Annotated in this window: 17 protein-coding genes; 7 read left to right on the forward strand and 10 right to left on the reverse strand. The window is 71.0% G+C overall.

The genetic code is table 11. The features are described from left to right. Positions 1-5 precede the first annotated feature (5 nt). From SNE34_RS07210 to SNE34_RS07230, 5 genes are all read left to right on the forward strand, one after another. Complete coding sequence (locus SNE34_RS07210) at positions 6-2,672, forward strand: DEAD/DEAH box helicase (RefSeq protein WP_332616106.1); 2,667 nt, start codon at positions 6-8, stop codon at positions 2,670-2,672. A 307-nt stretch (positions 2,673-2,979) separates the two neighbouring features. Then, positions 2,980-3,984, forward strand: a complete 1,005-nt coding sequence (locus SNE34_RS07215; RefSeq protein WP_332616108.1) for a ribonuclease H-like domain-containing protein — start codon at positions 2,980-2,982, stop codon at positions 3,982-3,984. A 70-nt stretch (positions 3,985-4,054) separates the two neighbouring features. Beyond that, the gene (locus SNE34_RS07220; RefSeq protein WP_332616110.1) at positions 4,055-4,351 is read left to right on the forward strand and encodes an I78 family peptidase inhibitor; all 297 of its coding nucleotides are present in this window, start codon (positions 4,055-4,057) and stop codon (positions 4,349-4,351) included. Positions 4,352-4,499: 148 nt separating this feature from the next. Further along, a complete protein-coding gene (locus SNE34_RS07225; RefSeq protein WP_332616111.1) occupies positions 4,500-4,991 on the forward strand; it encodes a guanyl-specific ribonuclease in 492 nt (163 codons plus the stop codon). Further along, positions 4,988-5,425, forward strand: a complete 438-nt coding sequence (locus SNE34_RS07230; protein ID WP_332616113.1) for a barstar family protein — start codon at positions 4,988-4,990, stop codon at positions 5,423-5,425. The genes SNE34_RS07225 and SNE34_RS07230 overlap by 4 nt, the downstream gene beginning before the upstream one ends. A 14-nt stretch (positions 5,426-5,439) precedes the next feature. Here the strand turns inward: SNE34_RS07230 and SNE34_RS07235 are convergent, their stop codons facing one another. The 10 genes from SNE34_RS07235 to recC form a co-directional block, all read right to left on the reverse strand. Beyond that, positions 5,440-5,673: a hypothetical protein gene (locus SNE34_RS07235; RefSeq protein WP_332616115.1), complete on the reverse strand. Its 234-nt coding sequence runs from the start codon at positions 5,671-5,673 to the stop codon at positions 5,440-5,442. Positions 5,674-5,755: 82 nt separating this feature from the next. Continuing rightward, positions 5,756-6,514, reverse strand: coding sequence for a flavodoxin family protein (locus tag SNE34_RS07240; RefSeq protein WP_332616117.1), 759 nt, complete (start codon positions 6,512-6,514; stop codon positions 5,756-5,758). Continuing rightward, entirely contained in the window at positions 6,511-7,482 is a 972-nt protein-coding gene (egtD, locus tag SNE34_RS07245) for an L-histidine N(alpha)-methyltransferase (RefSeq protein ID WP_332616119.1), read from the reverse strand. The genes SNE34_RS07240 and egtD overlap by 4 nt, the downstream gene beginning before the upstream one ends. Then, positions 7,479-8,855, reverse strand: coding sequence for an ergothioneine biosynthesis protein EgtB (gene egtB / locus SNE34_RS07250; protein ID WP_332616120.1), 1,377 nt, complete (start codon positions 8,853-8,855; stop codon positions 7,479-7,481). The genes egtD and egtB overlap by 4 nt, the downstream gene beginning before the upstream one ends. A 101-nt stretch (positions 8,856-8,956) precedes the next feature. Further along, complete coding sequence (folE, locus tag SNE34_RS07255) at positions 8,957-9,547, reverse strand: GTP cyclohydrolase I FolE (RefSeq protein ID WP_332616122.1); 591 nt, start codon at positions 9,545-9,547, stop codon at positions 8,957-8,959. 146 nt (positions 9,548-9,693) lie between these two features. Beyond that, positions 9,694-10,161, reverse strand: a complete 468-nt coding sequence (locus SNE34_RS07260; protein WP_332616124.1) for a hypothetical protein — start codon at positions 10,159-10,161, stop codon at positions 9,694-9,696. 114 nt (positions 10,162-10,275) lie between these two features. Further along, positions 10,276-11,955: a diguanylate cyclase domain-containing protein gene (locus SNE34_RS07265; RefSeq protein ID WP_332616125.1), complete on the reverse strand. Its 1,680-nt coding sequence runs from the start codon at positions 11,953-11,955 to the stop codon at positions 10,276-10,278. A 39-nt stretch (positions 11,956-11,994) separates the two neighbouring features. Further along, a complete protein-coding gene (gene recD, locus SNE34_RS07270; protein WP_332616127.1) occupies positions 11,995-13,875 on the reverse strand; it encodes an exodeoxyribonuclease V subunit alpha in 1,881 nt (626 codons plus the stop codon). Continuing rightward, positions 13,872-17,594: an exodeoxyribonuclease V subunit beta gene (gene recB, locus SNE34_RS07275; protein WP_332616129.1), complete on the reverse strand. Its 3,723-nt coding sequence runs from the start codon at positions 17,592-17,594 to the stop codon at positions 13,872-13,874. Before recB ends, recD begins: the two co-directional genes overlap by 4 nt. After that, complete coding sequence (gene recC / locus SNE34_RS07280) at positions 17,591-21,013, reverse strand: exodeoxyribonuclease V subunit gamma (RefSeq protein ID WP_332616131.1); 3,423 nt, start codon at positions 21,011-21,013, stop codon at positions 17,591-17,593. Before recC ends, recB begins: the two co-directional genes overlap by 4 nt. A gap of 154 nt (positions 21,014-21,167) precedes the next feature. Between recC and SNE34_RS07285 the strand changes: the two genes are divergently transcribed. Together SNE34_RS07285 and SNE34_RS07290 are read left to right on the forward strand one after the other, a co-directional pair. Beyond that, on the forward strand, positions 21,168-21,956 hold the full coding sequence (locus SNE34_RS07285; RefSeq protein WP_332616133.1) for an ABC transporter ATP-binding protein: 789 nt from the start codon (positions 21,168-21,170) through the stop codon (positions 21,954-21,956). After that, positions 21,956-22,705 carry an MlaE family lipid ABC transporter permease subunit gene (locus tag SNE34_RS07290; protein WP_332616135.1) on the forward strand — a complete coding sequence of 250 codons (750 nt, stop codon included), beginning with the start codon at positions 21,956-21,958 and terminating at the stop codon, positions 22,703-22,705. Before SNE34_RS07285 ends, SNE34_RS07290 begins: the two co-directional genes overlap by 1 nt. Positions 22,706-22,736 lie beyond the last annotated feature (31 nt).

Below are 22,736 nucleotides of genomic sequence, written 5' to 3' on the forward strand. Positions count from 1 at the left end.
GGCGCATGGGGCGGGCATTGGTGCGGCAGGACGGGGTGGACGGTGAACTCGACCGGCTCGACGCGAGCGGGACGTTGCCGGTGCGCGAGGTGCGCCGCCGCGGCGACGGCGCCGCGCTGACCCGGGCGCTGTCGAAGCGCTACGCCGACCGCATCACCGGCCACTTCACCATTCCCGGCCGCGAGGGCGACTACGCACCGATCCCGGACGACGTGCCCGCCGCGCTCGCTTCGGCCCTGCGCGCACGCGGGGTCGACCGCCTCTACCGCCACCAGGCCGACGCCTGGGCCGCGTCGCAACGTGGCGAAAATGTCGCCATCGTCACCCCGACCGCGTCGGGCAAATCGCTGTGCTACACCCTGCCGGTGGTCAGCGCGGCGATGACGTCGGGCGCGAAGGCGCTGTACCTGTTCCCGACCAAGGCCTTGGCACAGGACCAGGTCGCCGAACTGCTCGAACTCAACCGCGCCGGCGACCTCGGGGGCAAGGCGTTCACCTTCGACGGCGACACCCCCGGCGACGCGCGCCAGGCGATCCGCCTGCACGGCGACATCGTCGTGTCCAACCCCGACATGCTCCACCAGGCAATCCTCCCGCACCACACCAAGTGGGCGCAGTTCTTCGAGAACCTGCGCTACGTGGTGATCGACGAGATCCACACCTACCGTGGCGTGTTCGGCAGCCACGTCACCAACGTGCTGCGCCGGCTCAAGCGGATCTGCGCGTTCTACGGCGTGACCCCACAGTTCATCCTGTGCTCGGCAACGATCGGCAACCCGGCCGAACACGCGCGCGCACTGATCGAGGCACCGGTGCACGCGATCACCGAGTCGGGCGCACCGACCGGCGACAAGCATGTGCTGCTGTGGAACCCGCCGGTGATCAACCCCGACCTCGGCCTGCGCGCGTCGGCGCGGTCTCAGGCCAACCGGATCGCCCGGATCGCGATCAAGGCCGGGCTGAAGACACTGGTGTTCGCGCAGACGCGGCTGATGGTCGAGGTGCTGACCAAGTACCTCAAGGACGTGTTCGACTCCGACCCGCGCAAACCGCCGCGCATCCGCGCCTACCGCGGCGGTTACCTGCCGACCGAGCGCCGCGCGGCCGAGCGCGACATGCGCGCCGGCAACATCGACGGGATCATCTCGACCTCGGCGCTTGAGCTCGGCGTCGACATCGGTTCGCTCGACGTGGTCGTGCTCAACGGCTACCCGGGCTCGGTCGCGGCGACGTGGCAGCGATTCGGCCGCGCGGGGCGTCGGCAGCAGCCCAGCCTCGGGGTGCTGGTGGCGAACTCGCAGCCGCTCGACCAGTACGTCGTGCGCCATCCCGACTTCTTCGCCGACGCCTCGCCCGAACACGCGCGCACCGCGCCGGACCAACCGTTGATCCTGTTCGACCACATCCGCTGCGCCGCCTTTGAGCTGCCGTTCGTGGTCGACGAGGCGTTCGGCCCGATCGAACCCGAGATCTACCTGGAAGCGCTGGCCGAGACCGAAGTCGTGCACCGCGAGGGCGACCGCTGGGAGTGGATCGCCGACAGCTACCCGGCCAACGCGGTGTCGCTGCGCTCGGTCGCCGACGGCAACTTCGTCGTCGTCGACCGCACCGGCGGCAAGCAGCAGATCATCGCCGAGGTCGACTACTCGGCGGCCGCATTGACGTTGTACGAAGGCGCGATCCACATGGTCCAGAGCACGCCGTACCAGGTCGAGCGGCTCGACTGGGACGGGCGCAAGGCGTACGTCACGCGTACCCGCGTGGACTACTACACCGACTCGATCGACTACTCCAAGCTGAAGGTACTCGAGCGCTTCGACGGCATCGATGCCGGCCACGGCGACTGCGGCCACGGCGAGGTGCACGTGGTCCGGCGCGTGGCCGGCTACAAGAAGATCCGCTACTACACCCACGAGAACATCGGCTACGGCCCGGTCAACCTGCCCGACCAGGAGCTGCACACCACCGCGGTCTGGTGGCAACTGCCGCAGGCGACATTGCTGGCGTGGTTCGCATCAAGACAGGACGCGCTCGACGGCTTCCTCGGCGCCGGTTACGCGCTGCACGTGGTCGCCACCGTCGCGGTGATGGCCGACGCGCGCGACCTGCAGAAGGCGGTCGGCAACGGCGACGGCGCGTGGTTCGCGACCGCCGATTCGAAAGGACGCGGACAGCTGCGTGGGGTGGAAGGTCCGGTCGACGGCCTCTCGATCGCCCCGGGCGCGGGCACGCGTGCGCGGTTGCCGCTGCAAGGGCATGCCGACTACGTGGAGATGCACGGCGCCGGTGAGGACTTCGACGGGACCGGCAACCATGACGCGGGCTACCGGCTGCATTCGGTGTCCTCCGATGGCGGCGCCGACGACGATTCGACCCACGATGCGATGCCGGCCCGCGACACCACCACCGGGGACGTCGAAGTGCAGCAGTTCGTGCCGACCATCTACCTCTACGACAACTTCCCCGGCGGCGTCGGCCTGAGCGAGCCGTTGTGGACGCGGCAGGCCGAACTGGTGCGCCGCGCGAGCGAACTGGTCGAACGATGCGACTGCAAGGCCGGCTGCCCCGCCTGCGTCGGCCCGGTGCTGGCGGCGGACGAGACCGGCGACAACGCGACGCCAAAGTCGCTGGCGCGGCGGGTGCTGGAGCTGCTGGCGGCGGAGGCACAGTGATGGCGTGTCTCCGCGCAGCTTCGTGCTTTTGTAGGAGCGGCTTTAGCCGCGATCGGATCTTTGGCCGCTCGTCCGATTCCAGATCGCGGCTAAAGCCGCTCCTACAGGAGCTTCCGTGTCCGACGAACCGAAGTTCATCCAGACCCGATGCCCTCTTCCCGTGTAGGAGCGACGTAAGTCGCGACCCGCCGAACGCTGGAGGCCATGTACAGGTCGCGACTGACGTCGCTCCTACGTCCCGAAGAAGGTTCCCGGGCGCACGGCCGGATGAACCGCGATGCGATGTGCTGTCCCGACGGCACGCCGCATGAGCATTACCCTCGAAAAGCTGCGCGCGCTCAAGCGCGAGGCCGGCGGAGCAACCGGTTCGCGATTCGAACCGGCGCCGTCGCCCGCACCGCCGCCCTCGCACACGGGATTCCCGCCGGCACCCGAACCACGATTTCCCTCACCCCCGGTTCGGACCGCCAGTCCCGCCGACGCCCGCACGACCGAGCCCGCCTACACCTCGATCGACACCCTGCGCCGCCTGCTCGGCGTGCGCGAACGGGCGCCGGCATCGCGATCGCCGCGCGGCCCGGTCGACCGCTCGCTGCCCGGCGAGGAGATCGCGCCGGGCCTGCGCCTGATCGAGGACTGGCTGCCGTTCCCCGCGCCCGCCGACGCGCTGCCGCTGGCGTTCGCCAAACGCGATGACGCGGTCAACCCCCGCGACCTGCTGTTCTTCGACACCGAGACCACCGGCCTGGCCGGCGGCACCGGCACCCGCGCGTTCCAGATCGGCGCGGCTGACTGGCACGTTCACCCGCTGCATGGCGACGGCCTGCGCATCCGCCAGTTGCTGATCACCACGCTCGCGGCCGAGAGCGCGATGCTGCGAGAGTTCGCCCGCTGGCTGTCGCCGTCCACCGTGCTGTCGAGCTACAACGGCCGCTGCTATGACAGCCCGCTGCTGAAGACACGCTACCGGTTGGCGCGGCTGCCATGCCCGATCACCCCGCTCGACCACGTCGACCTGCTGTTCCCGACCCGCCGGCGCTACCGCGGGGTGTGGGAGAACTGCCGGCTGGCGACGATCGAGCGCGAGTTGCTGGGGATCGTGCGCGAGGACGACCTGCCCGGGTCGCAGGCGCCGGCGGCATGGCTGTCGTTCCTGCGCGGCGGCTCGTCGGCATTGTTGCGGCGCGTGTGCGCGCACAACCACCAGGATGTGGTGACGCTGGCGCGGCTGATGCTGCGGCTGGTGCAGGCGAACCACGTCGATGCCGGACCGGCCGCGGCCGGCGAACCGGCACGGACGATCCCGGCCTGAGCCGCGTTTACGTGACGCACACGACATCCGACGGCACACTGCCGGGATCCCCGCCCGAGGAGAACCACCGATGAAGCTCGCCGTCCTGCCCGTCGCCGGGTTGTTGTTGTCGATGGCCGCCTGCACCGCCATGCCGGCCGCCGATGCGCCGCCCCCGACAGCCGGCCCGTGCCGGGCCGAGGCGGCCAGCTGGGCGATCGGTCGCGCCGCCAGCCCGGAAGTGGTCGAGCGCGCGCGCGCCGAAACCCATAGCAGCCACGTGCGGGTGATCGAGCCGGGCCAGCCGGTGACGATGGACTACAACCCGGACCGGTTGAACATCAACGTCAACGAGCGCGGCGCGATCACCGGCTTGAAGTGCGGTTGACCTGGTGGCCTTGTGTAGGAGCGGCTTTAGCCGCGATCTGGAATCGTTCGCCCGCGCCGGCTTCCGATCGCGGCTAAAGCCGCTCCTACAGGAACGCGTGTCATCGGCGACACTCGGAACGTCGAGTCCGAACGAATGGGGGTCAGCCATGCGTCGTAATCGTTCGCTGTGGATGGTGGCCGCGGTGGTGCTGGTCGGGCTGTGGGCCTGGACCCAGCAGACCGACAACGGCTCGGTATATGCGCCTCAGGATGTGCAGCCACCCGCCATCGCCGAACCGGTTGCATCACCGCGTTCCGGCGCCGCGAACGGTGCCGACAATCGTCGGCCGCGCCCGCACCGCCCCGCCAGCGCCTATCCCGAATTCCTGCCTCCGGAAGCACACGCGGTGCTCGACGCCATCGCCGATGGCGGGCCGTACGATTACCGCCAGGACGGCGGCGTGTTCCAGAACCGCGAGGGCCTGCTGCCGCGCCAGCCGCGCGGCTACTACCGCGAGTTCACCGTGGACACGCCGCGCTCGCGCGACCGCGGCGCGCGGCGGATCGTCACCGGCGGCGACCCTCCGGTCGAATACTTCTATACCGACGACCACTACCGCAGCTTCCGCCGCTTCCAGATCGAACGGGACCGCCCATGACCGCGCTCGACCTGCGCGCGCTGCTCGCCGATCCGCTGCACTCGGGCGCCTATTTCGTCGACGAGCACGACACCGCGGCGATGGCTGCCGCCGGCGCCGCGCTCGATTTCGCGGTGGCGCGCGTCGACCTCGGCGATTGCGCCGACAAGGCCGCGGTACTGGCGCAAATCGGCCAGGCGCTGCAGTTCCCCGACTGGTTCGGCGGCAACTGGGACGCGCTGGCCGACAGCCTCGGCGACCTGTCGTGGCTGCCGGCGCCGGGCTACCTGCTGCTGGTCGAGCATGCCGGTGACTGGCGCGCGGCCGATGGCCCGGGTTTCGACACCCTGCTTGCGATCCTCGGCGAAGCCGCGACCGATTGGCGCACCCGCAACGTCGCGTTCTGGGTGCTGTTGCCGCTGCCGGCCGAAGAGCTGCAGCAGTTGGAAGACTGAACCCTGGGCTCCGCTCAGATGCGGTCGTCGATGCCCACCACGCCGGCCTGCTTGGCGCAGTGCGCGCAACAGTAGAACGTGCCGTCGTGTTCGGCGCCGTGGCCGATGATCCGGCACTGGCAATGCGCGCAGGTCGGGGCGAGCGCGTGGATCGCGCATTCGAACGAGTCGTAGGTGCCGCCGCCGTCGCGGGTCTTCACCGTGAATGATTTGTCGTAGTCGTTGCCGCAGACATCGCACTTGGCCATGGGGCACCTCGGGCGCGGGAGTGCCGAGTGTCTCTCGGCCAACGCTCAGTGATGGTGAAGGCGCGTGGCGCGGGTCGAAGCGTCAGTCCGCGTCGGCGCGGCGCGCGGCCTCGGCCGGGTCGGGATGGTCGAAGCGCTGGCCGTCCTTCCACGCGCCCGGCAGGTTGCCGTGGGCCGGAATGCCGCCGACGTCCTTCAGCATCCGCGCCAGGTGCATCAGGTTCCAGGCCATGAACGTGGTGTTGCGCTGGGTGAAGTCGTTGTCGAAGCCGCAGCCGTCGTCGCCGTAGGACTTGCCGGGCCCGGCCTCGCCGATCCAGCCGGCGTCGGCGGCCGGGGCGATGGTGTAGCCGATGTGGTTGAGCGCGTACAGCAGGCTCGACGCGCAGTGCTTGATGCCGTCCTCGTTGCCGGTCACCAGTGCGCCGCCGACGCGGCCGTAGTAGAGGTACTGGCCGTTGTCGCCGGTCTTGGCCGATTCGGCGTACAGGCGCTCGATCACCCGGCGGCAGACCGAACTCTGTTCGCCGAGCCAGATCGGCGTGCACAGCACCAGGATGTCGGCGGCCATGACCCGCTTGCACAGTCGCGGCCAGTCGTCGCGCTCGAAGCCGTGCTCGGTCATGTCCGGTTGCACGCCGGGAGCCAGCTCGAAGTCGACCGCACGCACGGTCTCGACCGTCACGCCCTGCGTGCGCATCACCCCAGCGGCGACCTCGATCAGGCGCTGGGTGTGCGAGTCTTCGCCGTCACTGCGCTTGAGGGTGCAGTTGATGAACATCGCGCGCAGGTCGCCGTACTGCGCGGGTGGTTGCTTCGGCGGCGCGGGCGTGGCGTTCATGACGGCTGCAGCAGGCGCAGGCCGAACCAGTCGCGCGGATCGTTCCAGCGCTGCACCACGCGCAGGCCGGCGCGTGCGGCCAGCGCCTCGAACCGCGCGTCGGTGTACTTGTGGCTGTATTCGACCTGCATCGCCTCGCCCTCGTCGAAATGGAAGCTGCGGCCGTCGACGTGCACGTCCTGCGGGCGGCGGCTGACCAGGTGGGTCTCGATCCGGCCGCGCTCGCGCGAATACACCGCGCTGTGGTCGAAGCCGTCGAGGTCGAAGTCGCTGCCGACATCGCGGTTGAGCCGCGCGAGCAGGTTGAGGGTGAACTGCGCGGTGATGCCGGCGGCGTCGTTGTAGGCCGGCTCGATCAGCGCCGGATCCTTGTCGAGGTCGATCCCGATCAGTGCCTGCCCGCGCGGCCCCATCGTCGCGCGCATCGAGCGCATCAAGCACTCGGCGTCATCAAAAGTGAAGTTGCCGAGGGTCGAGCCGGGGAAGAACACCAGGGTGTGGCCGGGCTCGCGTTCGGGCTGGGGCAACGGCACCGGCTGGGTGAAGTCGGCGCACACCGGCAGCATCTCGATCGACGGGAACGCCTCGCCGAGGCGCTCGACGCTGGCCAGCAGCGCGGTCCGCGAGATCTCGATCGGGGTGTAGGCGACCGGGCTGGCCAGTCCCTCCAGCAGCAACTGGGTCTTGCGCCCGCTGCCGCTGCCGTACTCGACCACGTGGGCATGGGCGGCCACCGCGTCGCTGATCGCCGCCATCGAGGTTTCCAGCAACGCCAGCTCGACCCGGGTCAGGTAGTACTCGGGCTGGCGGGTGATCTGCTCGAACAGCTGCGAGCCGCGGGCGTCGTAGAAGTATTTCGACGACAGCCGCTTGGGCGTGGCCGACAACCCGGCGAGGGTGTCGCCGGTGATGTCGTCGGGACTGGGATGCAGGTCGGTGAGGGGCATGGCGGCGACAGCAGGCGTCATCGGGCGTCCTTGGCCAGGCGCAGGCCGGAGAACTGCCAGCGGTCGGGTGGGTAGAAGAAGTTGCGGTAGCTCGCGCGCAGGTGCTCGCGCGCACTGGCGCAGCTACCGCCGCGCAATACTTGCTGGCCGCACATGAACTTGCCGTTGTACTCGCCGAGCGCGCCAGGCATTTCGCGGAAGCCGGGGTAGGCGGCATAGGCGCTGGCGGTCCATTCCCAGACGTCGCCGAATAGTTGTTGGGGAGTGTTGTCGGCGGCTTTTGTAGGAGCGGCTTCAGCCGCGATCTGGAGGTCGGTGCGAGCGAACGATTCCCCGATCGCGGCTGAAGCCGCTCCTACAAGAGCCCCGGCCGGCGCGGGACTCAACCGATCGGCCTCGACGAAGTTGCCTTCCACCGCCACCTGTGCCGCCGCGTGCTCCCACTCGACCTCGGTCGGCAGCCGCGCGCCGGCCCAGCGCGCGAACGCGTCGGCTTCGAAATAGCTCAGATGGCAGACCGGCGCGTCGGGATCGATCGCGCGCACGCCGCCGAGGGTGAACTCGCGCTCGAGGTCCTCCTCCCAATACAACGGCCTGCGCCATGCTTCGGCGTTGATCCGCGTCCAACCTTCGCTCAGCCACAGCGTCGCGCTGCGGTAGCCGCCGTCGTCGATGAAGGCGCGGTACTCGGCATTGCTGACCGGGCGGCTGGCGAGCGCGTGCGCCAGCATCAGCGCGCGGTGGCGCGGCGATTCGTTGTCGTAGGCGAAGCCGTCGCCGGCCAGCGGCCACGCCGGCGCACCGATCTCGACGACGGCTTCGTCGCGGCGCAGCCAGCGCATCGGGCTGGCGCCACCGGAAGTCATCGCGAGGTCGTCGCGGTAGGCCGGCTTCAGCGGGTTGCACCACAACGCATGCTTGATGTCGGTCAGCAGCAGTTCCTGGTGCTGCTGTTCGTGGTGCAGGCCGAGCTCGATGCGCTGTTGCAGTTCGCGGTCGAAGTCGCCGCGCGCGAATGCGTCCGCCATGCGTGCATCGACCTGCTCGCGGTAATCCAGCACCTGCGCCAGCGACGGCCGCGACAGCAGGCCACGGTGGATCCGCGCGTGCATCGGCCCGACGCTCTGGTAGTAGCTGTTGAACAGGTAGTCCCAGCGCTCGTCGACCGCCCGGTAATCGGCCTTCGCGGCCAGCACGAAGCGTTCGAAGAACCAGGTGGTGTGGGCCAAGTGCCATTTGGCCGGACTGGCGTCGGCCATCGACTGCACCATCGCGTCCTCGGCCGACAACGGCGCGGCAAGGACGCGGCTGCGCGCACGTACCGCGCGGTAGCGCGCGATCAACGCGGCGGGCGCGTCGACGGCGCGGACGGCAGCGGCGGGCATGGAGGACATCATCGTCAGGATACCCAAGCCAATCGCGATGGCGCGGTGATGACCGCGCGAAGATGCGAGAGCTGTGACGCCGTGGTTAACAGTGCGTTATTGGCGCCCCTTCAGCGCCCCGGACCGACGTCGATGAACTGCAGGAACTCGGCGCGGGTGCGGGCGTCGTCGCGGAAGCCGCCGAGCATCTTCGAGGTGATCATGCTGACCCCGCGCTTGTGCACGCCGCGGGTGGTCATGCACTCGTGCGCGCCCTCGATCACCACGCCGACCCCGCGCGGCTGCAGCACCCGCTGGATGCAGTCGGCGATCTGCGAGGTCATCTTCTCCTGCACCTGGAAACGCCGTGCGTAGGCCTCGACCACGCGCGCCAGCTTGCTGATGCCGACCACCTTGCCGTCGGGCAGGTAACCGATATGGGCGCGGCCGATGATCGGCGCCATGTGGTGCTCGCAATGGCTCTCGAACTGGATGTCGCGCAGCACGATCAGCTCGTCGTAGCCGGCGACTTCCTCGAAGGTCCGCGCGAGGTATTCGTCGGGATCCATCGCATAGCCGCTGAACCAGTCGCCGTAGGCCTTGGCCACGCGCTTGGGGGTGTCTATAAGGCCTTCGCGGGTCGGGTCCTCGCCGGCCCAGGCGAGCAGGGTGCGGACGGCGGCTTCAGCCTGCTCGCGGGTGGGTTTGCTGGAGTCGGCCATCGGTCGGACCTGTATCTGCGGAGATGACAATGCTACTGCAGCCGCATTTTTGCGCGGAATCGGCGGCGAAAAAAAACAGGGCCGCCAAGGCGACCCCGTCAATTCGTTGCTTATTGTTGTTGCTGTTGTTGTCTGTCGCGCGCGGTTCAGCGACCGTCGCGATCGGCGTCGCCCGGCATCGCGCGTTCAATGTGGTGCCAGCCGTCGCGCACGGCGTGCTTGGCGTCGTTCCATTCCAGCCGAGAGTTCGACTCGGCCCGGGTCCGGTCCCAGTTGCGCTGCAACTCCGGCTCGGCATCCTCGAAACGCTGGCCGCGGTGCTCGCCGTAGGTCTGGTAGCCGTACTGATAGGCCGGCTCGTAATCGTTCCAGTCGCGCTCGGCCGAGTAGTGCGGCGAGTTCTTGTACTCGCGCTGGAAGTGCTCGCGGTATTCGGTCGGGTTGACCGCCTCGGCGATCGAGTCGCCGGCCTTGGCGCCGATCACGCCGCCCGCGACCGCGCCGACGGCGCTGCCGATCGGACCGCCGGCGGCACCGACCGCGGCGCCGGTGATCGCGCCGGCGGCGGCACCGGTACCCGAACCAATACTGTGGTCCTTTTTGACATCGCTCATGATCGTGCTCCGTTGTTCGTGGGGGAGCCGGAACGAATCCGTTCCGGTTGCCACGACCCTAGGCGCGAGCGGGTTCAACGCAGGTGAATTGACGCGGCCACGACGCGCCGGTGTTCAGCCCGCAGTCGCGTTGGCCGGCATGAACGCGGCGCGCAGCGCCTGGCGCTCGCGCGCCTGCTGCATCGCGTGGACGGCGCGTTGCAGCAACTCGTTGGCCGATTCGCCACGTCGCGACATCACCAGGCCGACGCTGACGCCGACCGCGATCTCGCGGCCGTCGATCCGGAACGGCTGGCGCGCGAAGCCCGCGCCGATGCGCTCGGCGAGGTGCTCGCAATCCTCGCGCCGGCACTCGCTGACGATCGCGAAACGCGCACCGTCAATGCGGGCGATGGTGTCGTCGGCGCGCAGCAGGCTGCGCATCCGCGCCAGCGCCTGCTGCAGCACGGCATCGCCGAACACCTTGCCACGTTGCGCGCGCAGGGCATCGAAGTCTTCGATCTCCAGCATCAGCAGGCCGTAGCTGTTGCGGCCGAAGCTGGCGCGTCGGTACCAGCTGCCGAGCAGGCGCTCCAGTGCGCCGCCATCAAGCGCGCCGGTCAGCGGGTCGCATTCGAGCGAGTCCTGCGCGCGCAACGCGAGGCGATGGCGGGCGATGGCGTGGTGGGCCAGCGCCACCGCCAGCACCAGCGACTCCAGCACCGCCAGCAGCGGCAGCGCGGCATCGGCCCAGCCGGCCCGCAGCAGGCCAAGCTGGTGGGCGCTGGCCAGTGCCGCGACCAGCACCATCGGCGACCAGCCGAGCAGGAACCAGCCGCCGTACACGGCGCCGCGGCGCCAGGCCAGCGCGGCCACCACCAGCAACAGCGGTGCGCACGTCACCAGCAGGGTGTTGCCGACGACCGGATACCAGCCATGGACCAGCTCGCGGCCCAGCAGCAGCGTTGCCAGCAGGGCCGCATGCAGCCACAGCAACACCCGAACCAGCGCGGCTGCGCGCGGCAGGACCCGGTCGAGTTCGAGGAAGCGCAGGCTGAATACCAGTTGCAGCACCACCGCCAACGTCACCAGTCCCCAGCGCAAGGTGGCGCCGCCGCGCACCAGGCCATCGAGCCCGGGGATCTCGGCCGCGTCGCCGGACAACACCAGGCTGTAGCCGACCACGCACGCCAGGTAGCCCGCGTAGCCGAGGTAGAGCACGTCGCGGAACATCGCCCACAAGCCCAGCATCGCCAGCACCATCACCAGCATCGCGGTGGCGGTGGCGGCACCGACGCGGGCGCCGTTGCGCTGCTGGTGGATCAGTTCGGCAGTGCCGGCGATGCGCAGGCGCAGCGGCTCGCTGCCGTCGCCGCTGACCTGCAGGTAGGCGACGCTCGCCTCGGGCCAGCCATGCGGCAGCGGCAACACCCAGCCGCGGCGCAGCAATGGCGAACCGCCGGCGCGTGCCTCGCGCACGACCCGCGGTGGCGCGCCCGGCGGATAGAACGTCACCGCGCCCAGTCCGTGCGAACCGTTGAGCACCAGTACCGGCTGCTGCCCGGCGTCGAACGCGCGATCGCTGGTGATGCGCAGCCAGTAGTGGCCGTCGCGTCGCGGTACGTCGAGCTGGACTTCGTCACCGGGCTGCGCGGCCTCGGCACGGGTCAACACCGGCGCCGACGCCGGCGGGCCGTCGAGCTCGCCGTCGGTCAGCAGCACCTCGACATGCAATGCCTGCGCGGTGGCCGGCGGCAACCAGCCGCCCAGCCACAACGCCAGCACGCACATCGCTGTGGGCCACCAGTGCCGCATCCGCATCATCCGCCTCGTCCCCCCCCGGGTCCGGCGATTCTAGCTCAGCGCCCGGTCGGCCGATCCGTGACCGCGCAGGCGATGCGCCAGCCCCGAGACCCGCACGACATGGCGGCCGAGCGCGGCACGCAGGACCGCTTCATCGGCGCACAGGTGCAGTTCGCGGCGGGCCCGGGTCAGCGCGGTGTAGACCAGCTCGCGCGAGAGCACCCGGTTGTCCTGCCGCGGCAACTGCAGCCAGACCGTGTCGAACTCCGAGCCCTGGGCCTTGTGCACGGTCATCGCGAACGCGCTTTCGTGTGCCGGCAGCGCGGCCGGGTGGAACGCGCGTACCCCGCCGGCACGGTCGCTGTCGGGGAACCACGCGACCAGGGTGCCGCGGTCGTCGCGCAGGCAGATGCCGATGTCGCCGTTGAACAGGCGGTGGCGATAGCTGTTCTCGGTGACCAGCAGCAGACGGCCGTGAAAGTGCGTGGGCGGGCGCGGGCCGACCAGCGCCTCCTCGATCCGCGCGTTGAGCCCGCGGGTGCCCTGTGGCCCGCCGCGCACCGCGGTCAGCAGGCGCAGGCGTGCGGCGGCGGCGAGCGCGGCGGCGGGATCGCCGGTGGCGGTGAGCGCGCGCCAGTGCGGCAGCAGGTCGGCGGCGCCGGTCGCGAGCGGGTCGGTCGCGTCCTCGTGGAAGTGCACGCCCTCGAGGGTGTTGCCGCGCAGCAGCGTGAGCGTGCGGTCGGCATCGCCGTCCCTTGCCGCTTCGGCCAGCGGCGCGAGGTCGAACCCGGCCGACTGGCGGTAGCCGCGCTGCAGGTGCACGCGGTGGCCGTGCAGGAAGGAACCTGCGCCGGTGTCCGCGCCGGCGGGCTCGGCCGGGACGGCTGGCGCGAACAGGTCCGGGGTCACGCCGACCGGCGGCATGTCGACAACGCGCGAGTCGGCGAGCGCCGTCGGCGCGTCACGACCCGCCGCCTCGCAGATCGAGGCGAGCACATCGCCGGCCTCGACCGACGGCAATTGGTCGGGGTCGCCGAGCAGGACCAGCCGGGCGCCATCCGGCACCGCTTCGGCGAGCTTGCACATCAGCGGCAAGTCGACCATCGAGGCCTCGTCGACCACCACCACGTCGTATGCCAGCGGGTGGTCGGCGTCGTGGCGGAAGCGTGGGCTGCCGGGGATCGTGCCGAGCAGGCGGTGCAGGGTGCTGGCGCCGGCCGGCAAGCCTTCGATCCAGACCGGGTCGAAGCCGTCCGCCGCCGCCATTCGCGCCACCGCGGCCTGCAGGCTTTCGGCCATGCGCTCGGCCGCACGGCCGGTCGGCGCGGCCAACGCGATCCGTGGCGGCGGATTGCCGGCCAGCCGCGCCTGCGCCAGCAGCAGCACCAGCATCCGCGCGATCGTGGTGGTCTTGCCGGTGCCGGGGCCACCGGTGACCAGCAGCAGCGCGCGTTGCAGGGCGAGCGCGGCGGCGCGTGCCTGCAGCGGGTCGGAGGCGCCGGCCGGGAACAGCGCGTCGAACACCGGGGTCAACGCGGTGGGATCGACTGCGGCCGGCGCGTGGGCGGCGAGCGCACGCAGACGGGTCGCCAGCCGGTGTTCGTACTCGCGGTAGCGGCGCAGGTAGAGCAGGCCGTTCTCGAACACCAACGGGCGCTGCCCGGTCGCGTCCGGCGTGGCGCCGGCGACCCAGTCCGACGACGCCAGCGCGTTTGCCCAGACCTCGGCCGCGGGCCAGTGCGGTTCGCCCTCGACCAGTTGCTGCGGTCCCGCGGGATCGAAGCCGGCGTGGCCGCGCGACACCGCCAGCGAGGCCAGCGCGGCGCCGGTCAGCACCAAGTCCGGCGTCGCCGGGTCGAGCCGGCGCAGGGTCGCGGCGAGTTCGCGGTCAAGCGGGCGCAAATGGCGGCCGAGGTCGTCGAGCAAGCTCATGCCTGGCCTCCGGCGAACAGCGCGTCGAGTGCGTGCACGAGGCCCGGTTCGGGACGATGCGCGTGGATGCCTTCGCGCCCGTCCGGGGCCAGTCCGCGGCTGAACACATAGCGCACGCCGCCAAAGTCGCGCGCGTAGTCGTAACGTCCGCCAACCGCCGCGTCACCAAGCCGGAACCGCAGCCAGCGGTGCAGCGCGAGCGTGTACAGCAGCGCCTGCAGGTCGTACTCGCTGTGCGCCATCGCCGCGTCGAGGCTGGCCGGGTCGTAGGCCGGCAGCCGGTTGGACTTGTAGTCGAGCACGTACCAGCGGCCGCCGGCGGTGTAGGTCAAGTCGATCTTGCCGGTCATCAGGCCTTCCAGCCGCTGCCGCGCGCCGAACGCGTGGCGGTCGCGCAGTACGCGGTGTCGATGCAGCAAGGCGATCAGCGCGTCGACCCGGGTGGGCGCCAGGGCGAAGTGGAATTCCATCTCGGCGCGGCGTGCATCGGCGGCGAGGTCGCACAGCCGGCCGTCCTCGGGCAGCGGCGCGACCAGGGTGTGGCCGGCCAAGCCGGCCAACAGCGACACGCCGTCGTCGAGGTCGGCATCGGGATAGCCGCCGCTGCGCAGTGCCTCGCGCAGCGGCGCGTCCTGGCCTGGCGGTGGCGCGTCGCCGTGGCGCCAGTCGCGCCAGGCCTCGAACGCGACGTGTTCGAGCGCGTCGTGCAGCACGTTGCCGAAGCGGCTGCCGGCGAAGCGCGGGTCGTATGCGTCATCCGGGGCGATGGCGTTTTCATCGCCACCGGCGCCGGCGTGCACGGCCGGCGTCATGGCGTCGGCGAGCGCTTCGTCGTCGGCGCCCTGTTCGGCGCCGATGGCGGCGGCCAGCGGTGCGGCGCCTTCGCCGGCGTCGGCGCGGGCGAGCTGGGTGAAGCTGTAGACCCACCAGTCGCGCGGGATCGTGCGTTGCGCGATACGCGCGGCCGGGACCGCGTCCTCGAGCTGCGGCGGCAGCGGCGCGGGCGCCGGGCCGACCGGCGCGTCGTCGATCGCGATCGCCGGTTCCCGCCGCAGCCGGTCGAGATCGGCCAGCATCGGTGCGAGCCGGGTCTTGGCGTGGCCAACGAAGGCGCCGGTCGCCAGCCACAGCGCGTGGCGCGCGCGGGTCAGGCCGACGTACAGCAGGCGCGCCTGTTCGGCCTGCTCCTCGCGGTCGTGGGCGTCGCGCGCGGCCTTCCAGGCCGGCGACTCCTTGTCGATCTTCCAGTGCAGCACGCGGCGGGCGCCGTCGTGCACGGCGTGGTGGCGGACGTCGTTGTGGCCGTTGCCGCCGATGCCGATGAACGGCAGGAACACCAGCGGGTATTCCAGCCCCTTGCTCTTGTGCAGGGTCACGATCTGCACCCTGCGGGCGTCCGACTCCAACCGCAGCAGCTGCGCCTCGTCGTCGCTGTCGGCCTCGGCGATCGCCGCGCGCAGCCAGTCGAGCTGGCCGTGCAGGCCCGGCGTGCGCGCCTGCGCGTCCTGCATCAGTTCGCCGAGTTGCAGGGTGTTGGTCAGCCGGCGCTCGCCATCGAGCAGGCCGAGCAGGCGCTCGCCGGCGGCCGCGCACAGGTCGGCGACCAGCGCGAACGGGCCGCTGCGCTGCCAGCGCTCACGCCAGTCCTGCGCCTGTTGCTGCAGCGCGGCGTGGGTAGTGGCGTCGTCGTCGAGCGCGGCGATCGCGGCGGCGTCGAGGCCGACCAGCAACGTAGCCAGCGCCGCGCGCAGGCGGCTGTCGTCGGCCGGATGCAGCAGCGCCTCGAACACCGCCAGCAACTCGCGCGCCTCGTCGGTAGCGAACAGGCTCTGCTTGCCGGCGGCGACCGCGGGGATGCCGGCCGCGGCCAAGGCGAGCTGCACCTGCGTCGCTTCCCTGTGGCTGCGCACGAGCACCGCGATGTCGCCGGCGGCGACCGGGCGCCCGTCGATGCTGGTGGTGCCGGCGCGGCCTTCGACCAGCAGCGCGTGGATCTCGGCGACACAGGCGCGGGTGGCGAGTGCGCGCGAGCGGTCGGCCTTGATCGACTTCGCATCGGGCTCGGCGGGGTCGACGATGGTGCGCACCGTGAGTGCGGGCGCGGCGGCGCCGTTGCGGAGGAAATCGTCGTCGCTGCGACGGCCGCCGGGGTGCACCGGCATGAAGCGGATGCGCGGGTCGACGAATGGCGAAGGGGCATTCCCGTCCTCGTCGCTCCCGGTGTTCGAGGTGTCCGGCGCGCTCGTGTTCGAACCCGCGGCGACATACAGCGCGGCGATGGCCTGGAGCACGCCCGGTCGCGAGCGGAAGTTGCGGTCCAGCGGCGGCGCGGGTTCGGCGTCGTCCTGAGCCCGCAGGTAGGTATGCACGTCGCCGCCGCGGAAGCCGTAGATCGCCTGCTTGGGGTCGCCGATCAGGAACAGCGCTGGCGAATGCACCTGTGCGTCTGCAGGCGCGTCACCGTGCGGTCGGCCGAACACGCGGCGGAAGATCGACCACTGCCGGGGATCGGTGTCCTGGAACTCGTCGACCAGCGCGATGCGGTACTGCTCGCGCAGCGCGGCGACCAACGCGTTCCCACGCTCACTTTCGAGGGCATCGGCGACGCCGTCGATCAGGTCGTCGTAGGTCTGCAGCCGGCGCGCCTGCTTGAGTTCGGCCAGGCGCGTCCGGGCCTCGTCGCGGATGCGGTGCAGCAATGTCGTGCTGCGCGCATCGAGCCACGCTTCGTGTCGCGCGCGGGCGTCGAGGAACGCGTCGATCGCGTCGCACAACGGCGACTGCGGCGTGCTGCCCTGGCCGGCCTTGTTGGTCTTGTCGAGCAGCACCCGCGTGCCGAGTCGCGCAAGTTTGTCATCGAACCCGGCGGCCGGGTCGGCGCGATCGCACCAGTGCTGCAGCGCCTGCCAGCACGCGTCGAGCGTGTCCGATTTGTACATCGCCGCGTTGATGAACTTCGTGGCGACAGCGGCGTCGAGTGCATCGCGCAGTTCGCCGCCATGCGCCGCGAAGGCCTCGCGAAGAATGCCTGCGGCCTGCGCGAGCGCCGGCAACGGGTCGTCGCCGGGAGTCGAAGGCGCCGGCAACAGCGGATCGTGTGACAGCAGCACGCGCAGGTCGTCCTGCAACTGCTGCGGTTGCGTCCACAGCCGCGGCAACAGCAGCGCGGTGTCCGGGTCGGCGGCGAAGCTGCGCCACAGGTCCGCGGCGAGCTCCTCGCGCAGCGCGGCGTCGCTGGTCAGCAGGGTCCGCGCGTCGAAGCCGTGGCCGCTCTCGAGTGCGTGCTCGCGCAGTACCCGGGCGCAGAAGCCGTGGATGGTGAAGATCGCGGCGAGATCGACTTCCCATACCGCCTGGTGCAGGCGCCGCGCGAGCTGCACGCGGGTTTCGCCGCCGGCGGCTAGGTGGCGCTCGACGATCGTGCAGCTGAGCGCCGCCGCGGCATCGGCGTCCTCGCCGTCTTCCGACAGCACCACGCGTGCGGCCAGCTCCAGGCGCTCACGGATGCGGCCGCGCAGTTCCTGGGTTGCCGCCTCGGTGAAGGTCACCGCCAGCACCTGGCCGATCCGCAGGCTGCGCTCGACCACCAACCGGGTGACCAGGGTGGCGAGGGTGAAGGTCTTGCCGGTGCCGGCGCTGGCCTCGATCAGGCGCACGCCGTCGAGCGGCAGGTCGAGGTAGGGGTCGACGCCGAGGTCGTGGTGGGCGGGCGCGTTCATGCGCTCGCCCCTTCGTTGTCGATCACCAGTCCGTCGGCTCCGTCGTCAACAAAACCTTCAAATGCGACGCCCTCCACCAGTGCGCGGAAGATTTGCGCGTTGACTTCCCCGAAACGCCGGAACAGCTCCGCGTCATCGAACAGGTCGCGCCCCCGCAGCGTCAGCCGCAACGCGTCGCCGCCGCCTTCGCTCCAACTCTGGTGGCCACCCTCCCATTGCTTGCGGGCCTTGTCGAGCGCGGCTTCCGGCTTCGCTCCGCTGGACTCGCTGTAATGGGTCCAGCCGGTGTACGGCCCCCACGGCAACGGTTCGGTGAGGCCTTGCGCGCGCAGCTGCAGCAGCCCGCGCAGCGCGGCACGGGCGGCGTTGGGTTCAAGGGGTGCGCGCTCGTGCAGGGTCGCGCCTTCGCCGTCATCGTGGAACTGCACCAGCGCGCGCGGCGTGTCGTTGGCGCTGGCGAGCAGCCAGTCGAGACCGTCGCGAATCGTCGACGGGCCGTTGGGCGCACCCACGCGCAGGCGGGCGATGGCATCGCCGTGGTCACCTTCGATGCGACCGCGCACGTGCACAGTGCCGCCGGGAAGGTCGATTTCGATGTCGACCGGCAACGACGTGGCCTCGCGGCCATTTCGCCAACGGTTGAACAGCTCCGCGTAGCTACGGGTGTCGCGCAGCAGCGCTGCGAGCTGCGCGGCCGCCAGCGGGCCGGGCGGCAGCAGCCCGCGGGCGCGCAGGCGCTCGTGCAGGTCGCCGGTGTCATCGGCGATCGCCGCTTCGAGCACCGCGGTCTGCAGGTGATGCTTGTCGAGTCCGCGCGTCGGCAGCAGCAGCGGCTCGACGTCCTCGACCGACGCGACCTCCTCCGGCAGCCGCAGCGCCAGCCGGCGTCGCAGGTACTCGCCGGCCGGGTCGCGCAGGAAGCGGCGCAGCTCGGCGATGGTGATGACTTCCGGTTCGACCTCGGCGTCCGATGCCTTCGCCGTCAACGGCCCGGTGCTCCACGCCGGCAGCGGCTGGCGCTGGCCCGCGCTGCGGCCCGCCGCCGGGTGCCATTCGCCACGGAAGCTGAAACGCCGCGGCTCGGGGCCGCCACGATCAGCCGCACCGAACGCGGTCGGCGCGAACGGTTGCAACGGGTGGTGCACCACCAGCGCCTCGCGCGCCGCCGCCGGGTCGACGTGCTGCGCGGCGGCGGCATCGAGCAGCTCGGCCACCAGCACCGACGGCTCGCGAGCGCTGCCATCGCGCGCGTCGGCGCCGAGATGACTCAGGTAGAACACGTCGCCGGCCGAGGCCAGCAGTTGCAGGAACAGGAAGCGGTCGTCCTCGCGCAGCGAGCGGTCGCCATGGCGGCGACGGCTGCTGCCGAGCTCGGCAGTCAGCCGGTTGAGGCCGCCGGCGGGGTCGCGCCGCGGGTAGTCGCCGTCGTTGAGGCCGAGCACGCAGATCGCGCGGAACGGCAGCAACCGCAGTGGCACCATCCGGCCGAAGCTGATGCCGCCGGTCAGCAGCGGCGCGCGGGTGTCGGCCTCGCCGAGAACGCCGGCGAAGTGCGCGCGCACCACCTCCGCTGCCAGCGGCGCATCGAAGCCCGCGGCCGCGGCGCTGTCGGCGAACGCGGCGACCAGCTGGCGCAGGCGGTCGAGCCCACGCTGGGTCGCCGGCGCGGACGGCACCTGCGGGAACAGTGCATCAAGCAGGCCGAGCAGGCGCTCGCGCCAGCGCGCGGGGGACATCGATTCGGCCAGCGTGCGCTCGTTGCGTTCCAGCGTGCGCAGCAGACGCAGCAGGACGTCGAGCGCATCGAGCGCACCGCCCTCGAGCTCCGGGCACGGCGCCAGCATCGCGCCCGGTCCAAGCGCCAGCGGCGCGTCGTCGCCGATCGCATGGCCAAGCAGCAAGCGGTCGAGCGCGAAGCGCCAGGTCCAGGTGTCGTCGGCCGGTGCGCCATGTCGCTGGCGGTGGCCGGCATCCAGGCCCCAGCGCGCGCCGGCGGCCTGCAGCCAGTCGTGCAGGCGCTCCAGCGCGGGCGCGTCGAGCCCCGCCGCCTCGGCCAGCGGCGGGCTGGCGAGCAGGTCGAGCACCTCGTGCAGGCCGAACCGCGACACCGGCAGCGCCAGCAGGCGCAGGAACACCTCGGCCAACGGTTCGCCGGCGAGCGGACTGGCGTCGGCCAGCGCGTACGGAATGAAGTCGGGCTGGCCGGCGCGGCCGCCGAACACCGCCTCGATGTACGGCACGTAGGGGTCGATGTCGGGCGCCAGCACCGCGATCTCGCGCGGCTGCAACGGCGGGTCGAAGCGGTCGTCCTCGAGCAGGCCGCGCAGCTGGTCGTGCAGCACCTGCACCTCGCGAAGGCGAGTGTGGCAGGCGTGGACCTGCAGGGTCGGGTCGAGGCGGTCGACCGTTTCGCGCAGCGGTGCGCCGGATTCACCGCGGCGGTGAAAGAGGTCGCGCTGCAGTCGCTTGAGCAGGCCGTCGGCTAGCGCGTCGTCAGGTCGTGGCACCGGCTCGGCATACGCGGGGACGTCGCCCGACGGGTGCACCACCTCGTAGCTGCCAAGCACCGCCATGAAGTCGCGCCCGGCCGCGCCCCAAGCCTGCAGCAATGGGTTTTCGTCGTGTTCGAAGGCGTCCTCGCCGGCGCCGCGCAGGCGCTCGCCGAGGGTCTGCAGGTCGCCCCAGTACGCCTGCGTCGGCGACGGCAGGTAGAAATGCAACGTGCCGACCCGCGCCTGGGTGGCGACCACGCGCAGCACGTCGGGCGAGATGTTGAGGGTGGCGAACGCGAACAGCCGTGGCGGCAAGCCGGCGGGCAGCGGCGCGGCGTCGCCGGTGAAGCGACGCAGGTAGTCATCGATGCGCCGGGCGCGGTGGCGGCGGCCGGCGCCGACATGGCGCCACAGCAGCGCCTGCGGGTCGCGCGGGTTGGCGCCAGTTTCCCAATCCAGCAGCCAGTCGCGGCGCCAGGCCTGGTATTTCTCGAACACCGCCGCCAACTCGCCGGCCAGGCCCCAGGCCTTGAGCGGGTCGGCGTCGGCCAAGCCATTCCCGCCCAGGTATTGCCGCAACCCGGCCATCGCCGGTGCGCGCATCAGCGTCGCGTCGCCGAGCGCGGCGTACAGCCGCCAGCGCAGCGCGTCGGCATCGAGGTCCTCGCCGGCGCCGTCGACGTTGGCATCGAGCGCGCGCCGGACCAGTTCACCCGGGGTCAGGAACTCGAGGTTGGCGGCGATCCCGTGCGCCTTCGCCAGCTCCGCCTGCAGCCAGCGGCGCATCGCCACCTGCGGGATCAGCACGATGTCCGGGGTCAGTAGCGACTGCCCCGGCGCCGGCGCACGCAGCTCCTGCGCCAGCAGCCCGGCGAGGACATCCAGCGAGTTGGAGTGGTACAGGCGAAAGTCGGGCGCAGCGGGCATGCGGCCATCTTGCCGCAGCGGTGTCGCAGCGGGCGAGATTGGTCGGGGCCGGGCGCCGGAGCCGCCACGATGCAGCTCCCGGCCGACCTGCGATAATGGTGCGACCCCATTCAGCACGTCGCCGCCAAGCTGTGCGGCCCGAGCGCCTGTCCCGATGACCGATTCCGATCCCATCGTCCGCCTGACCGACCTCCGCCTCGACCGCGGCGGCCGCGCGGTGCTGCGCGACATCAACCTGTCGGTGCCGCGCGGGCAGGTGGTCGCCGTGCTCGGCCCGTCGGGCAGCGGCAAGTCGACGTTGCTGGCGGCGCTGACCGGCGAGCTGGAACCGGCGGCCGGTTCGGTCGAGGTGCTCGGTCAGCCGGTGCCGCGCAACCCGCGCGCGCTGCTGGAGTTGCGCAAGGGCATCGGCGTGCTGCTGCAGGGCAACGGCCTGCTGACCGACCTGACCGCGGCCGAGAACGTCGCGCTGCCGCTGCGCGCGCACACCAAATTGCCGAAGGTGGTGATCGACCGGCTGGTGATGATGAAGCTCAACGCGGTCGGCCTGCGCGCCGCCGCCGACGCATTCCCGCGCGAGCTGTCCGGCGGCATGGCGCGCCGGGTCGCACTGGCGCGCGCGCTGGCTCTGGACCCGCCGCTGATGATCTACGACGAACCGCTGACCGGGCTCGACCCGATTGCCAGTGGCGTGGTCATGGACCTGGTGCGCCGGCTCAACGACAGCCTCGGGCTGACCAGCATCGTCGTGACCCACCACGTCCACGAGACCCTGCCGGTGGCCGACCATGCGATCGTGATCGCCAATGGTTCGATCGTGTTTTCCGGCACCCCGCAGGCGTTGCAGGCGTCGACCGACCCGTTGGTCCGGCAGTTCCTCGACGGCGAGCCGGATGGGCCGATTCCCTTTGACGCCGCGCCGCGCACCGCAGAGGCCGCCTGATGCCATTTGTTGCCGCCACCCGCTCGGTCGGCCGCGCCGGCCTGTTCACCCTGTCGGTGCTGCACGCGTCGACCCCGAGCGCCGACCTGTTCCGCGAGTTCGTCCGCGAGATCTACAAGATCGGCGCACGTTCGCTGCCGATTATCGCCGTTGGTGGCGCGTTCGTCGGACTTTCCGTGACCCTGCTGGGCTATCGCGCACTCGACACCTACGGCGCGTCCAATCAGGTCAGCGCGATGCTCGGCCTCGGCCTGTACCGCGAACTCGGCCCGGTGCTGACCGCGCTGCTGTTCATCGGCCGCGCCGGCAGCTCGATCGCCGCCGAGCTCGGCCTGATGCGCGCCACCGACCAGATCACCGCGCTCGGGCTGATGGCGATCAACCCGGTCGGCAAGGTGGTCGCCCCGCGGTTCTGGGCGGCGGTGCTGTGCGTGCCGCTGCTGACCGGCTTCTTCTGCAGCATGGCGATCTCGGCCAGCTACTTCGAGGCGGTCCACGTGATCGGGATCGACTCGGGGATTTTCTGGCAGGTGCTGAAGGACAGCGTCGATTTCGTCGACGACTTCGGCATGGCGCTGGTCAAGTCGGCGGTGTTCGGCGCGGTCGCGGCGCTGGTCGCCTCGTACGTCGGTTTCCACGCCGAGCCGACCATCGAGGGCACTTCGGTGGCGACCACCAAGGCGGTGGTGAATGCCTCGCTGCTGGTGCTGATGTTCAACTTCGTCATGTCGGCGCTGTTGTTCAAGTAATGCGAGTCCTTCGCACAACCCCGCACCCCGC

The sequence above is a fragment of the Novilysobacter erysipheiresistens genome, assembly GCF_036663935.1.
In the GTDB taxonomy this organism is placed as follows: domain Bacteria; phylum Pseudomonadota; class Gammaproteobacteria; order Xanthomonadales; family Xanthomonadaceae; genus Novilysobacter; species Novilysobacter erysipheiresistens.